Source organism: Sphingomonas sp. (assembly GCF_031372575.1).
Taxonomy (GTDB): Bacteria; Pseudomonadota; Alphaproteobacteria; order Sphingomonadales; family Sphingomonadaceae; genus Sphingomicrobium.
The window spans coordinates 13201-27810 of sequence record NZ_JANMLM010000105.1; the positions used below are offsets into that span (position 1 = coordinate 13201).

The following is a 14610-nucleotide window of genomic DNA, read 5'->3' on the forward strand; positions in this document are numbered from 1 at the left end:
TCTTCACCCTTCCGTCGCGCAGACAGGTCTTCTCGCCGGGAACAGCAGTGCCAATTCCTTGACCGCGCCGTCAACCTCGCTGACAGAAGGAATATGGGTGGGGATCAAGCGAATAACGACCATGCGGCCGCGGCAGCGGCGCTGCAATGGTGGATCGAGGCAGGAGTCGACGTCGCGGTGAGCGAAAGCCCGCGTGACTGGCTCAAGGCCGCGCCGATGTTGGTTGCGGCGCCGGTCGAAGCGCCGCCAGCGGTGGTGCACGAGGATTTGAGCGCCTTCCGCCACTGGCTGTCGAGCGAGCCAGGGCTGCCGCTCGACCGGGCCGGGGCGCGGCGGGTGCTGCCGCACGGGGCCGAGGGCGCCGAGGTCATGCTGCTGAGCGATTTTCCGGTCACCGACGATGGCGAGCAACCGATCGGCGGCGAGGCCTGGGCCTTGATGGTGCGGATGCTCGGCGCGATCGGGATGGCCACCGAGCAGACCTATAGCGCGTCGCTGGCCTGTTTCTCGACCCCCGGGGCCAAATTGAGCGCGAGCGAAATGGAGAATTGCGCCGGGATTGCGCGGCGGCATGTGGCGCTAGTCAAGCCGAAGCGGCTGATCCTGCTCGGCGACGGGCCAGCGATGGCGCTGCTGGGCGAGAAATTGGCGCAAGCGCGTGGACGGGCGCACAAGGTTGAGGGCGTGCGGACGATCGCGACGTTTCACCCGCGCTGGTTGCTGACCCGGCCGGGCGACAAGGGATTGGCGTGGCGCGACCTGTTATTGCTGATGGAAGAGGGCATTTGATGCGCTGGACTTTTGCCTTGCTGCTGGTGGGAGCCGCAGCGCCGGCGATCGCGCAGGACGATCCGCTGGCACCGATCCTGACCGATCTGCCGCCGCCCAAGCCGGTGGTGCCGCTAGCGGTGGTGCCGAAGGACTGGCGCGGGGTGTTCGCCGCAATTCGCGCCGAGGATTGGGTTGATGCGCGAGCCGGGATCGAGGCGCTTGGCGATCATCCGTTGAAGCCCGTGGCCAAGGCCGAACTTTTCACCGCGAAAAACTCGCCCAAGGCCGATCTGAGCGCGATCCTGGCATTGCTCGGCGAGGCGCCAGAATTGCCGCAGGCGGTGCAATTGCAGCGGATGGCCGTCGCGCGGGGAGCGGTCGACACGCCGAGCATTGTTACGCCAGCGCGGGTTGTCCCGCTGACCAGCGCGCCGCGCCGGCATCGCTCGACCCCGGTGCGCGGCGAGCCCGCCGCCGATGCACTGCGCAGCGCAATGGAGCCGTTGGTCAAGGCCGACCTGGCGGTCGATGCAGAGGCGCTATACGCGGCTGCCGCACCAACGCTCAGCCCCGAAGCGCGCGCGGAAGCGGCGCAGCGAGTGGCGTGGATTTATTATGTCACCGGGCTCGACGCCGATGCTCGCCGGGTGGCCGAATCCGGCATCGAGGGCGCGACCGGCGAATGGGGGTCGCAGGCGCATTGGATCGCCGGGCTCGCCGCGTGGCGCGCTAGCGATTGCGAGGGTGCCGCAGTGCATTTTCGCGCTGTGGCTTATGGCCGGTCGGAGCCCGAACTTGCCGCCGCCGGGGCCTATTGGGCGGCGCGGAGCGAGATGGCGTGCCGCCGCCCACAACTGGTCGAGCCGTTGATGAAAGCCGCCGCCAAATCGGCGGAGAGTTTCTATGGGCTGGTAGCGCGCGAGACATTGGGGATGGCCAAGACGCTGCCCCCGACACCGAGGGCACCGGCGGCAATCGGCGCGTTGCCCAACGTTCGCCGGGCAATCGAGCTGGCGGCGATTGGCGAGCGCTCGCTGGCGGAGGAGATGCTCCGCCACCAGTGCCGCATCGGATCGCCGTCGAGCCACAGCGCGCTGGCCGCCAAAGCGCGCGAACTGGACTTGCCCGCTGCCGCTTTCTGGATTGCGCATAATGGTCCGATGGGCGCGGTCGCCGCCCCCGCCGACCGCTTCCCGCTGCCGCGCTGGGCACCGAGCGGCGGCTGGCGGGTCGATCCGGCGCTGGCCTATGCCCATGTCCGGCAGGAAAGCGATTTCCGGATGGCGGCGGTCAGCCCGGCGGGCGCGGTCGGGCTGATGCAAGTGCGGCCCGGCACCGCTGGTGATTTTGCACGATCGCGCGGGGTCATGGTCGGCAATCTCGCCGACCCGGTGGTCAATCTGGAATATGGCCAAAGCTTCATCGAATTGATGCGCGGCAAGAGCGCGACCCGCGGCCAGCTCCCGCGCGTGATCGCCGCCTTCAATGCTGGTCCGGTACCAGTCGACCGCTGGAACAGCATTAACGACAAGGGTGATCCGTTGCTGTGGATCGAAAGCCTTCCTTATTGGGAAACGCGTTATTACGTCCCCGCTGTGCTGCGCAACATGTGGGTCTACGAAGGCATGGCCGGAACGCCGCAGACCACGTTGATCAGCATTGCCCAACATAAGTGGCCGGCATTCCCGGTCGCGCGCGGGGCCACCCGGAGCATCATCCGCCAATAATGTTCTTGTTTCGTTCCGAACGATGTGGCACTTTCCGGACTAGCAACATCAATCAGGAGAGTCGGCAATGTTGAGTGCGATCCTGCTGGCAGCGGCGCTTGCCGCCTCCCCTCCGGAGATAGCGGCGTCAGGTCCCGGATCCGGCCCGGCTGTGTTTGAACGGTTCGGCGCCTATATCGTCGTCGAGGATGTGGACAAAAGCGCCGCATTTTACGAACGCATCCTTGGCAAGCAGCCGCAGTTGAAGACAAAGGCAATGGTTGGGTTCGACATTGCCGGCGGTCTGTTTGCGCTCGTATCGCGCGCCGATTATGCACCCGACGTCAAGCGCGGCGACAGCGCGATCCCGTACATCAAGGTCGCAAGCGTTGAAGCGCTGTTCGATCATGTAAAAAAGGTCGCACCCACCAGCCTTCAGTCCGAAAAGGTCAAGGTGGAAGGTCCTTTCCGCTTCTTCAAGGTTCGCGACCCGGACGGGAATATCGTCGAGTTTTTCTCCGTGAGCCAAGTTGTTCGCTAGCCCTGCGCCATGCCGATCGAATCGACCAAATCGCGCGGGGCGACGCGCAATGCGGGGCCGACACGCTTCAATTTGAAGGAGCATGTGGTCGATCCCGACTGGCTCGATCAGGTCGAGGCGCTCGACGGTGTGCCCAAGCGCCGGACGACGGTGACGATCGAGCGAGCGAAGTCGATCCTGACCCGCAATCGCTCGCCCGACATCGGCTTCGATCGATCGGTCAATGCCTATCGCGGATGCGAGCATGGCTGCATTTACTGTTTCGCCCGGCCAACCCACGCGTATCATGATTTGTCGCCGGGGGTGGATTTCGAAAGCCGGTTGTTCGTCAAACCCGATGCCGCCAAATTGCTCCACGGGGCCTTGTCGCGGCCGGGCTATGAATGCGCGCCGATCGCGATGGGGACCAACACCGATCCCTATCAGCCGATTGAGGAGCGCTGGCGGGTGACCCGCTCGCTGATCGAATTGTTGCTGGAAACACGCCACCCATTCACCATCACCACCAAGTCCGACCGCGTGCTGCGCGACCTCGACCTGCTGGTGCCCGCGGCCAAGCTGGGGATCGTGTCGGTCGCGATATCGGTGACGTCGCTCGATCCGGCGATTGCCCGCACGCTCGAACCCCGCGCGCCAGCGACGAAGAAGCGGCTGGCAGCGGTCAAGGCGCTCAACGAAGCAGGCGTTCCGACCTATGTCGCGATCGCCCCGGTGGTGCCGCAGATCACCGATCATGAACTTGAGCATATCGTCGAGGCGGCGGTCGCGGCGGGTGCGCGCGGTGCTTTCTATTTGCCGGTGCGCCTGCCCCACGAAGTTGCGCCCTTGTTCCGCGCCTGGCTCGATGCGCATTATCCCGATCGCGCCGCAAAGGTGATGGCGACGATCCAGTCGATGCGCGGCGGGCGTGACAATGATCCCGATTTCCACCGCCGGATGCAGGGCCAGGGCGTATGGGCCGACCTGCTCCGCGCGCGGTTCGACAAAGCCGCCAAGCGCTACGGCCTCGGCAATATGAAGATCCCGCTGCGCCGCGATCTGTTCGTGCCACCTGAAGGTGCACAGATGCGCTTATTGTAAGATTCGACGAACGGGCGATGACATGGGCGACTGCGCTGGCTAGGCAGTGGCCATGATCCGCACCCTCTTCGCCGCGACCTTGCTCGCCACCGCCGCTGCCCTTCCCGCCCAGTTCTCGCCGCAGCAAGTCGCGAGCTTACGCGATGCGGCACTCAACGACACTTATGCATTCGACATCACCGAAGGCCTGACCACCGAGGTCGGGCAACGCATGGCCGGGACCGAGGCAGAAGCGAGGGCACGGGCGTGGAGCGTCGCCAAGCTCAAGGCGATGGGTTTTGCCAACGTCCGGGTCGACCCCTTCACCATGCCGGTGTGGGTGCGCGGTGCCGAAAGCGCGTCGATCTTGTCGCCTTTTCCGCAGAAATTGGCGATCGCTGCGCTCGGCAATTCGGCCTCGACCCCGCCCGGCGGGCTGGAAGGCGAATTGGTCGGGTTCGACAGCCTCGCCGCGCTCGAAGCCGCACCCGACAGCGCGGTTCGCGGCAAGATCGTCTTCGTGTCGCACGCCATGCCGCGCACCGAAGACGGATCGGGCTATGGCATTTTCGGCGGCCCGCGCCGCCAGGGGCCGGGGATCGCCAGTCGCAAGGGCGCGATTGCGATCATCATCCGTTCGATCGGCACCGATTATCATCGCAATCCGCACACCGGGGTGATGAACTTTCCCGACGGGGTTAAGCCAATCCCGGCGGGCGCTTTACCCTTGCCCGATTCCGAGCAGGTCCAGCGCATCCTCAAGCGCGCCACTGGCCCGGTGCGGCTCCGGTTGCAGCTCGAATCGACCAAATTGACCAACCAGCAATCGGGCAATGTCATCGCCGAAGTCCCGGGCCGCGACCCTGGCCTGCCTCCGATCCTGGTCGGCGGGCATCTCGACAGCTGGGATCTTGGCACCGGCGCGATCGACGATGCCAGCGGAGTCGCCATTGCCGCCGCCGCCGCCAAGCGGATCATGGATGCAGGCCGCCCGCTTCGGACGATCCGCATCGTGTGGTTCGGGGCGGAGGAAGTCGGCCTGTTCGGCGGGCTCGATTATCGCGCCAAATATGGCAAGCAGCCGCATTATGCATTGATCGAAAGCGATTTTGGCGCCGATCGCATCTGGAAAGTCGACAGCCGCCTGGGCGAGGCGCGCAAGGCCGAAGCAATCGCGATTCAGCAGGCGCTGCAACCGCTCGGGATCGTCCCCGGCGCGCTCGACGAGACCGAAGGCTCGGACATTGGGCCGATGGTCGCCGACGGCCAGCCGGGCGTGGCATTGAAGCAGGATGGCACGCGCTATTTCGATTATCACCACACGCCGGACGACACCCTCGATAAGATCGACCCGGTGCAATTGCGGCAGAATGTCGCGGCGTGGACCGCGGTGCTGGCGATCCTGTCGGGCGGGATCGATCCGCCGGCGGAGCTTAATCGCCGGAAGAAGCGTTGATCGACCAATAACAGGAAAAGGATTTCCCCATGCGCGCACTCATCCTCCTCGCCCCCGCCTTGCTGCTCGGTGCCTGCCAGGTGACCGAAGACAAGAATAATGGCTCGACGACGGTCGCGTTCAATCAGGACGTTGCCGAGAATGCCGGCGCGGACGTGCTGGATTCAGCGAAAGAAGCGGCGAATGCAATCGCCAGCGATGCCAAGGAAGCGGGCTCGGCCGCCAGCGCAGAGGCCCAGAAAGCCGGCGCCGCGATTCGCAACACCGATGTCGACGTGACGGTCAACAACAAGGCTGCAAGCGACAATAAGCAATAGGCTTGGGGTTTACGTCGGGGGTAAAGGCACTCTATCGGGCGATCCGTCGGGGAGTGGCGCAGCCTGGTAGCGCGTCTGCTTTGGGAGCAGAGGGTCGCAGGTTCGAATCCTGTCTCCCCGACCATGATTTGCTGTGCAAATCATTATTGGCCACGGGTGGGGGCCTGTAGCTCAACTGGTTAGAGCTGGCCGCTCATAACGGCTAGGTTGGGGGTTCGAGTCCCTCCGGGCCCACCAACCGGATACTTCAGCCCTAAGCCTGAAGCGGTACGTCGAGGCTGAAATGGTCGTCGGCAATCTCCAGCCCGCCGCCCGCGATCCCGACCAGTCCGTTGATCAGGCGCAGCGAGAAACCGAGGCCGAGCAGCGCGCGGTCGGCACCGCCGATGGTGAATTCGGGATCGAGCAAATCTTCCTTGCCAGCCATGATCGTCGCCTTGGGCCGGGTCAGGCTGAACCCGAAGCGGTCGTCCAATCGCCCTACCCGAAAGGTCAGCCGCTCACCGGGCGAGGAAGCGGCCAGCACCGCATCGGTGAAACGGCGAAGCAATCGGTCGGTCAGTTCGGGCTCGAGCGCGCATACGCCCTGCGCGTCAGGCACGTCCACGTCGAGCGAAACGCCGACCGCCGCCGCCCGGGCCAGCAATCCTTCGGCAAAGCCGGGCAGGAAGCTGGCAAAGTCGGTCCCCTCCCCGCCGCCGCCACGCGCGGTTTGCAGCTTGGCGACGAAATCGAGGTCCTCGGCGGCTTCGAGCAGGGATCGTGCATTGGTCACAATCTCCGCCGCGCGCTCGCGGTAACGGCGGTGCGCGGGGCCGAAATATTGCCCGTCGATGATCTCCGCAAAACCGATGATCGCATTGAGCGGGGTCTTGATCTCGTGGATCATCTCGCGCAGCGCGTCATTGCCGGTCGGCAACCCGCCGCCGGTGCGCGTCGGCAAGGGCTCGGGCTCGGGCAGGCCGCGCCGCGCAATCCCGCGATAGCCGATGAAGCGGCCGTCGCCCGGCGCGAAGGCGGGCGCACCGCTGATCTGCCATTCGCCGGCCATCAGGCCATCGTCACCAAGTTCAAGCAGGCAATCGCGGAACGGGGCGCGGATGACGAACGCCCGCTCTACGCATTCATCGACCCCTTCGTCGGCGTCGGCGACCGCGATCGATCGCCCGATCAAGGGGCCACGCGGGGCGCCTTCAACCCATTCGATCTCCCCGCCTGGGCCGCATTCCCATCGAAATAGCGCCGGGACCGGATAATCGGCACCGCGTGGCAGGGGGTCGGGTTTGGGCAATGGGGCTTGCGCGCGGCTTGAGCGAAGCCGCTCAATGCGGGCGACGACTTCGCTGATCGAGGGCACCGGTTCGGCAGCGATGTCGGGTTCGGCGGCTGGCGGTGGCGGCGCTGGCGCAGGCACGGGCGGCGCTTCCTCGGCCGACGGACGGCTCAGGCTGTCGAGGAAGCGACGGACATCGTTGGATGCTTCGGCGCGGAGCGAGGCCAGCGCATCCCCGGTCAGCGACGCCGAGGCAATGAGCGGCGCCGCGACTGCCAGTTTGTCGGCGGCAAACACGTTGAGCAGTACTAGCGGGATTGGTGCGCCAGCAATCGAGCGAGCGGCCGCAGCGCGGATCGGCTCGCGGATGGCGCGGCTGTCGGTGCGGATGACGGTGATCGCCTGCTCAAGCAAAGCGCGGTCGGCCTGGCCGCCCGATCGCGCGACGAGATCGACCAGCTGCCGCCAGCGCACCGCACGATCATGCGGCGAGCCGACGGGCTGCGACAACACTGTTGCCAATCGATCGTCGAACCGCACTCGCCGCTACCTCTGCCGTTTCAGAAAAATGCCTTTGGGGAGAGGGCATTACTCAAGGTCGCGTGAGCCGATAGCGGGGGTCGGTTAACCATCCCGTTTTGGGACATTTTTGCCCATACAGCACAACGGGCGCCGGAGGCTATCCGGCGCCCGTTGCAATGCTTGCAGTCGGCTTAAGCCTGCGTTGCCAGCCACATCAGCCAGTAACGCGCGACGTCAGCATTGGCGCCAGTCACCGCGTTGAACGCCACGATCGCGCCCGCCTTGTCGCCCGAGCGCGCGAGCGCCATCCCGAGGTGCAAATTGGCAAGCCCGGGATCGCCGCCCTTGGCCAATGCAGCGCGATATAAAGGCACTGCCTCGGCATAAGCACCGACCCCGTATAGTCCGTCACCGGCGTCGATCATCGCCTTGCCATTGCCGCTGGCCAGCGCCGCCTTGGCCGACGCGTCGATGGCGGCGCGCGCGGGCGCGGCGGCGGCTTTTTTCACGACATCGGTAAAGGCGCTCTTGGTGGTGTCGACCTTGGGCGCGGTCTTGGCCTCGACCATCAACGATTTGGCTTCGGCGAGTTTGCCGGCATTGACCAGCGCACTGCCCAAAGCGAAATAATCGGTCTCCCCCGACAGCGCATTGGCCGCGCGGCCGAGGCGCAGGAGGTCGATCAACTGGGCCTGGGTTGGGCGGTTGAGGTCGCGATAAATGCGCAGGCTGTCGCGCATGCTGGCAGGCGACGGATAAGCCGCATACCATTGCCGCGCGAGATCGTTGGCAAGCGGCATCCGCTGCGCATAGGCAAGGCCGGCGGCAAATTTGTAATTGCCTTCCTCGACCTTCTTGCCCGTTGCCTTGCTGGCAATGAAACTCTTCTGCATTAAGGTGACCGCCTCGGCCTTGAGCCCCTGCGATTCCTTGATCGCGGCAAGGTTGATCAGCGCACCGACATTGTTGGGATCGATCGCCAGCGACTTGTTAAGCATGGCGACCGACTGATCGACTTGCCCGGCCGCCTTGTAACGCTTGCCAAGGTCGCTGAAGCGCGCCGCCAGATCGGGATTCTCTGCCGATCCCGAGGCTTGCATTGCCTCGATCCCGGCCTGGATTGCGGCATTGTCATTCGCGGTCAGCGCCGCCTTGGTCTGAATCGATGCAATGATGAACTTGTCGTCATTGGTCTTGGCAACGGCGCGCGCCGCTGCAAGCTTGGCGGGAATGGTCGCTACGTCGTTGGCCGTGACCGCCGTCTGAAACTCGACGATCGCCTTTTGCGCGCCCTTGGAAATGTCCAGCTTGCGACCGGTCGTGGTGGTTGCCGCGGACGTGGTCGTGGTTTCGGTGTTGCGCGACATGTCATCGGGCAGCGCATCCTTGGGTTTTTCCCGGCCGAGGCGCTGCGCCGACGCCGGCATCGCCATGCAGGTGGCCAGCGCGACGATCAGGAATTTGGTCTTACCGTTCATCAAAGCATCTCCTTGTCCGCGGCCAGACAAGCGGCGGGGGGTTCAACGTGAAAGCCGTGCGGGCATAGACCCGCGGGGATATGGTGCCAACTGTCTTGGTCCGCTCCAAGTGAATGCCAATTGAATGACGTATTTCCAATGGCTTAGGAAGCCCTTTGACGTCACGCTCGCCACCCGCTAGCCGGACGGGCAATGCTAATCCTGTTGTCCCCCGCCAAAACGCTCGATTTTGAGTCCGCTTATGCGGATGAGGCGACGCGCGCCCGCTTTGCGGCGGAGGCCGGGCGCATCGCCCGCGCGGCGTCGAAGATCGGTGCCGACGGGTTGGCCGAGCTGATGCATATCTCGCCCGCGCTGGCCGAGCTCAATCATAAGCGCTTCAAGCGCTTTGCCCGGGCCGACCCCCGCCCCGCGATCCGCGCCTTCGCCGGCGACGTTTATCGCGGCTTCGATGCGGTCAGCGCCGAGCCCGAGACGATCGCCTTCGCACAGGATCATCTGCGGATCTTGTCGGGGCTGTACGGCGTGCTTCGGCCGCTGGACGCGATACGGCCGTATCGGCTCGAAATGGGGACCAAATGGGCGCCCGAGGGCAACCGTCTGACCGATCATTGGGGCGACAAGGTTGCCAAGGCGGTCGCGGCCGACCTTCGCGCCGAGAAATCGAAGCTGGTCATCAACCTCGCCAGCAACGAATATTTTGCGGTGCTCAAGGGCAAGTTCGCCAAGTCAGTGCGGGTCATCGCCCCCGACTTCCGCGTACAGACGTCCAAGGGCCTCCAGTTCCAGAGCTTCACCGCCAAGGTTGCGCGCGGGGCGATGGCGCGCTGGCTGTGCGATGAACGCGTCGCCGACGCCGCGGCTTTGCCCTCGTTCGATACCGATGGCTGGCACTTCGACCCCGCCGGATCGATCCCCGACAAGCCCTTGTTCGTCCGCGCCTGATCGCCGCCCTCGCGTACGGGCGTACGCGGGCGCGCGGGGTGGCGCTCAGCCTGCCAATCGGCTAGCAACATGAAGGGGCACGGCCGCCGCTTCGGCGCCTGATTCTCCGCACCAATTTTTAGACCAACAAGACTGGAAATATCTTGGCCACCGAGCCTCCTGCCGACACCGCACCGCCGCCGCCGTCGAGCGAGCATATCGCCCCGATCTCGATCGTCGAGGAGATGAAGACCAGTTACCTCGATTATGCGATGTCGGTGATCGTGGCGCGGGCGCTGCCCGACGTCCGCGACGGGTTGAAGCCGGTCCACCGCCGGATCCTCTACGCCTGCCAGGAAGCGGGCTATGTCGCGGGCAAGGCGTATCGCAAGTCGAGCCGCATCGTCGGTGACGTGATGGGTAAATATCATCCGCACGGCGACAGCGCGATTTACGACGCGCTCGCGCGGATGACCCAGGATTGGTCGATGCGCGTGCCGCTGATCGATGGCCAGGGCAATTTCGGATCGATGGATCCCGACCCTCCCGCCGCGATGCGCTACACCGAAGCGCGACTGGCCAAGGTCGCCAATTTCCTGCTCGGCGACATTCACCGCGACACGGTCAATTTCACCCCCAATTACGACGCGTCCGAACGCGAGCCGCAGGTGCTGCCGGCGCGCTTCCCCAACCTCCTGGTCAACGGCGCGGGCGGAATCGCCGTCGGCATGGCGACCAACATCCCGCCGCATAACCTTGGCGAAATGATTGCCGCCTGCCGCGCCTATATCGAAGATCCGACGATCACCTCCGAAGGGCTGATGGAATATGTCCTCGGCCCCGACTTCCCGACTGGGTCGATCATCCTCGGCAAGGCCGGCATCCACTCGGCTTATACCACTGGCCGTGGCTCGATCCTCCAGCGCAGCCGCGCGCATGTCGAGGAAGGACGCGGCGACAAGCGCTCGATCGTGCTCACCGAAATCCCGTTCCAGGTCGGCAAGAATGGCCTGGTCGAAAAGATCGCCGAAGCCGCCAAGGACAAGCGCATCGAGGGTGTGTCCGACATCCGCGACGAGTCCAACCGGCTCGGCGTCAGGATCGTCATCGAGCTGAAGCGCGACGCCACCGCCGAGGTCGTGCTCAACCAATTGTGGCGCCACACCCCGGCGCAGTCGAGCTTCCCCGCCAACATGCTCGCGATCCGCGGTGGCAAGCCCGAGACGCTAACCCTGCGCGACTTCATCGAGGCGTTCATCCGCTTCCGCGAAGAAGTGATTACCCGCCGCTCGAAGTTCGAATTGGCCAAGGCGCGCGATCGGGCGCACATCTTGCTCGGGCTGGTGGTCGCGGTGACCAATCTCGACGAGGTGGTGAAACTGATCCGCGGGTCGGCAAGCCCCGCCGTGGCGCGCGAGAAACTGCTCGACCGTGACTGGCCGATTGCTGAAATCCGCCAATACATCATGCTGGTCGAAGCGATCGAGCCGCAGGCCGCAGGCGAAACCTATCGCCTGTCCGAAACCCAGGTCCGCGCAATCCTCGAGCTTCGCCTTCACCGCCTGACCGCGCTTGGCCGCGAGGAGATCGGCGGCGAGCTGGAAGGGCTTGCGGCGACGATCACCGAATTGCTCGAAATCCTCGGCAACCGCACGCGATTGTACGAAGTGATGCGCGAGGAGCTAGACGAGGTCGACCGGGAATTCTCGACCCCAAGGCGGAGCGAACTCGCCGGCGCGGTCGATGGGATAGACGACGAGGATTTGATCGAGGTCGAGGACATGGTCGTGACCGTGACCATGACCGGCTACATCAAGCGCACCCCGCTGGCGCTGTTCCGCGAACAAAAGCGCGGCGGCAAGGGTCGCAGCGGCATGTCGACCAAGGACGAGGATGTCGTCACCACCTTGTTCGTCACCTCGACCCACAATCCGGTGTTATTCTTCTCCTCGACCGGGCGGGTATACCGGATGAAGGTGTGGAAGCTGCCCGAAGGCGGCCCCACCGCCAAGGGCCGACCGATGGTCAATCTGCTCCCGCTGGCCGAGGGCGAGACCATTTCGACCGTTCTCGCCTTGCCGCAAGATGAGGCCGAATGGGGCGATCTGCACATCATGTTCGCCACCGCCAAGGGCACCGTGCGGCGCAATTCGATGGATGCCTTCACGAACATCCCCACCGCGGGCAAGATCGCGATGAAGTTCGGGGTGAGCGAAGAAGAAGGCGAGGAAGGCGACATCAACGACTGCCTGATTGCGGTCGACCTGCTGACCGAAGAAGATGACGTCCTGCTCGCCACCAGGAACGGCAAGGCAATACGCTTCCTGTCGACCGATGTGCGGGAATTCCAGAGCCGCTCGTCGATGGGCGTGCGCGGGGTTCGGCTGAAGGATGACGACCGCGTTATCTCAATGTCGATCCTGCGCCGCGCCGGAACTACGCAGGAGGAACGCGAGGCCTATCTCAAATGCCCGCCGTGGCGCGATCGAGAAGAGGTCGAATGCAGCCTGTCGCCCGAACGCTTTGCGGAATTGGCCGAACGCGAGCAGTTCCTGCTGACCGTCACCGTCAACGGTTATGGCAAGCGCAGCTCGACCTACGAATATCGCCGCACCAATCGCGGTGGCCAGGGCATCACCAACATCGTCACCTCGGATCGCAACGGCGGGGTGGTGGCGAGCTTCCCGGTCACCCCGGGCGAGGCACTGATGCTGGTCACCGACCAGGGCAAGGTCATCCGCACCACCGTCGGCGACATCCGCATCGCCGGGCGCAATACCCAAGGCGTCACCATCTTCCGCGTCGACAAGAATGAGAAGGTCGTCTCGGTTGCCAAGATCGACGAAGCCGAAGTCGAGGAAATCGAACTCGAAGGCGACGACGAGATTGCGCCGACCGAGGATGCGGTGATCGGAGAAGATCTCGCGTCGGGTGAGGACGAAGCGCCGAGCGAATAGTCTTTCCACCAACCGTTCGTATCGAGCGAAGTCGAGATACGCCCCTCGACTTCGCTCGGGACGAACGGTTAGAGGAGCTCATGCACGATATCCACATCATTGGCGGCGGATTGGCCGGGTCCGAAGCCGCTTGGCAGCTGGCCGAAGCCGGCCTTCGCGTTCGCCTCAGCGAAATGCGCGGAGGCGGCGATACGACCCCCGCCCACGACAGCGACCGGCTCGCCGAGATGGTTTGCTCGAATAGTTTCCGCTCCGACGATGCCGAAAATAACGCGGTCGGGCTGCTCCACCAGGAAATGCGGACGCTCGGCTCGCTGGTGCTGTCCGCCGCCGACCAGCACCGCGTCCCCGCCGGGTCGGCGCTGGCGGTCGATCGCGAGGCGTTCGCCGCCGAGGTGACGGCACGTATCGCCGCCCATCCCAATATCGAAGTGGTCCGCGAGCGGATCGACGCCCTTCCGGCATCCGGATCGACGATCATCGCCACCGGTCCGTTGACCGCGCCAGGCCTTGCCACAGCGATTGCCGCCGCAACCGGGTCCGACGCGCTCGCTTTCTTCGACGCCATCGCCCCGATCATCCACCGCGACAGTGTCGACATGGACATTTGCTGGATGGCCGCGCGGTGGGACAAGGGCGGCAAGGATTACATCAACTGCCCGATGACCAAGGCGCAATATGACGCCTTCGTCGCCGCGTTGAACGATGGCGAGAAGACCGAGTTCAAGGAGTGGGAGAAGGACACACCCTACTTCGAGGGCTGCATGCCGATCGAGGTGATGGCGAGCCGCGGGGTCGAGACCTTGCGCTATGGCCCGATGAAGGGCGTCGGGCTCGACAATCCCCACACGGCGACGCCCGAAAATCCGTCCGGGCGCTGGCCTTACGCCGTCGTCCAGCTGCGGCAGGACAATGCGCTCGGCACCTTGTGGAACATGGTCGGCTTCCAGACCAAACTCAAGCATGGCGAGCAGGTGCGGATTTTCAGGACCATCCCGGGGCTCGAAAATGCCGAATTTGCGCGGCTCGGCGGGATTCACCGCAACAGCTTCATCCGCTCGCCCGAACTGCTCGATGGCGAATTGCGGTTGAAGTCGCTCCCCCACATCCGCTTCGCCGGGCAGATCACCGGCTGCGAAGGCTATATCGAGAGCGCCGCGATCGGGATGCTCGCGGCCAAATTCGCTGCTGCCGAGGTCGCGGGTCGCCCCCTGTCCGCGCCCCCGCCAGAAACCGCGCTCGGCGCGCTGCTGGCGCACATCACCGGCGGGGCGGAGGCTGAAACCTATCAGCCGATGAACATCAATTTCGGCCTGATGCCACCATTGGACGGCCCAAAATCGAAAAAGGCCGACCGCAAAAAGCTCTATACCAACCGCGCCCGCGAGGCGCTTTGCGGGTGGGTCGCGGCGAGCATATTCGAGCCCGCCTGACGCGGCACCCAATCGACGATTAGGTGTTTGGACAAAATGCGCCTATAGAGTCCGGGCTAGTCGTCGCAAATCGATGGTCTTCAGGCGCTTTGCGGCCCTCATTCCTTCCCTTCGCTACTTCTTAGCTCCAGGCCCCGATTGTCGGGTCCAAGAGAAGGAATATCACTATGCCT

11 protein-coding genes and 2 tRNA genes are annotated in these 14610 nt (G+C 64.6%); 11 read left to right on the plus strand and 2 right to left on the minus strand.

All coding sequences use genetic code 11. The annotated features are described in order from the left end of the window. Positions 1 to 93: 93 nt before the first annotated feature. The 8 genes from RMN73_RS10360 to RMN73_RS10395 all read left to right on the plus strand — a co-directional run bounded on the left by RMN73_RS10360 (position 94) and on the right by RMN73_RS10395 (position 6087). The gene (locus RMN73_RS10360) at positions 94 to 789 is read left to right on the plus strand and encodes a uracil-DNA glycosylase family protein (RefSeq protein ID WP_309603250.1); all 696 of its coding nucleotides are present in this window, start codon (positions 94 to 96) and stop codon (positions 787 to 789) included. Then, the gene (locus RMN73_RS10365; RefSeq protein ID WP_309603251.1) at positions 789 to 2498 is read left to right on the plus strand and encodes a lytic transglycosylase domain-containing protein; all 1710 of its coding nucleotides are present in this window, start codon (positions 789 to 791) and stop codon (positions 2496 to 2498) included. Before RMN73_RS10360 ends, RMN73_RS10365 begins: the two co-directional genes overlap by 1 nt. A 70-nt stretch (positions 2499 to 2568) precedes the next feature. Further along, positions 2569 to 3018, plus strand: coding sequence for a VOC family protein (locus tag RMN73_RS10370; RefSeq protein ID WP_309603252.1), 450 nt, complete (start codon positions 2569 to 2571; stop codon positions 3016 to 3018). A 9-nt stretch (positions 3019 to 3027) separates the two neighbouring features. Further along, a complete protein-coding gene (locus RMN73_RS10375; protein ID WP_309603253.1) occupies positions 3028 to 4098 on the plus strand; it encodes a PA0069 family radical SAM protein in 1071 nt (356 codons plus the stop codon). 52 nt (positions 4099 to 4150) lie between these two features. Beyond that, entirely contained in the window at positions 4151 to 5533 is a 1383-nt protein-coding gene (locus RMN73_RS10380; RefSeq protein WP_309603254.1) for a M28 family peptidase, read from the plus strand. Between the two features lie 29 nt (positions 5534 to 5562). Beyond that, a complete protein-coding gene (locus RMN73_RS10385; RefSeq protein WP_309603255.1) occupies positions 5563 to 5850 on the plus strand; it encodes a hypothetical protein in 288 nt (95 codons plus the stop codon). A gap of 47 nt (positions 5851 to 5897) precedes the next feature. After that, a tRNA-Pro gene (locus RMN73_RS10390) sits at positions 5898 to 5974 on the plus strand. Positions 5975 to 6010: 36 nt separating this feature from the next. Then, positions 6011 to 6087, plus strand: a tRNA-Ile gene (locus RMN73_RS10395). 16 nt (positions 6088 to 6103) lie between these two features. Here RMN73_RS10395 and RMN73_RS10400 read toward each other — a convergent pair. Beyond that, a complete protein-coding gene (locus RMN73_RS10400) occupies positions 6104 to 7636 on the minus strand; it encodes a histidine kinase dimerization/phospho-acceptor domain-containing protein (protein WP_309603256.1) in 1533 nt (510 codons plus the stop codon). Positions 7637 to 7836: 200 nt separating this feature from the next. Further along, positions 7837 to 9123, minus strand: a complete 1287-nt coding sequence (locus RMN73_RS10405; protein ID WP_309603257.1) for a tetratricopeptide repeat protein — start codon at positions 9121 to 9123, stop codon at positions 7837 to 7839. 192 nt (positions 9124 to 9315) lie between these two features. On the opposite strand from RMN73_RS10405, the gene RMN73_RS10410 reads away from it, so the two are divergent. The 3 genes from RMN73_RS10410 (at position 9316) to trmFO (ending at position 14437) form a co-directional block, all read left to right on the plus strand. Next, entirely contained in the window at positions 9316 to 10068 is a 753-nt protein-coding gene (locus tag RMN73_RS10410) for a YaaA family protein (protein ID WP_309603258.1), read from the plus strand. 143 nt (positions 10069 to 10211) lie between these two features. After that, the gene (gene gyrA / locus RMN73_RS10415) at positions 10212 to 13004 is read left to right on the plus strand and encodes a DNA gyrase subunit A (RefSeq protein ID WP_309603259.1); all 2793 of its coding nucleotides are present in this window, start codon (positions 10212 to 10214) and stop codon (positions 13002 to 13004) included. Between the two features lie 80 nt (positions 13005 to 13084). Then, on the plus strand, positions 13085 to 14437 hold the full coding sequence (gene trmFO, locus RMN73_RS10420; RefSeq protein ID WP_309603260.1) for a methylenetetrahydrofolate--tRNA-(uracil(54)-C(5))-methyltransferase (FADH(2)-oxidizing) TrmFO: 1353 nt from the start codon (positions 13085 to 13087) through the stop codon (positions 14435 to 14437). Positions 14438 to 14610: the final 173 nt, after the last annotated feature.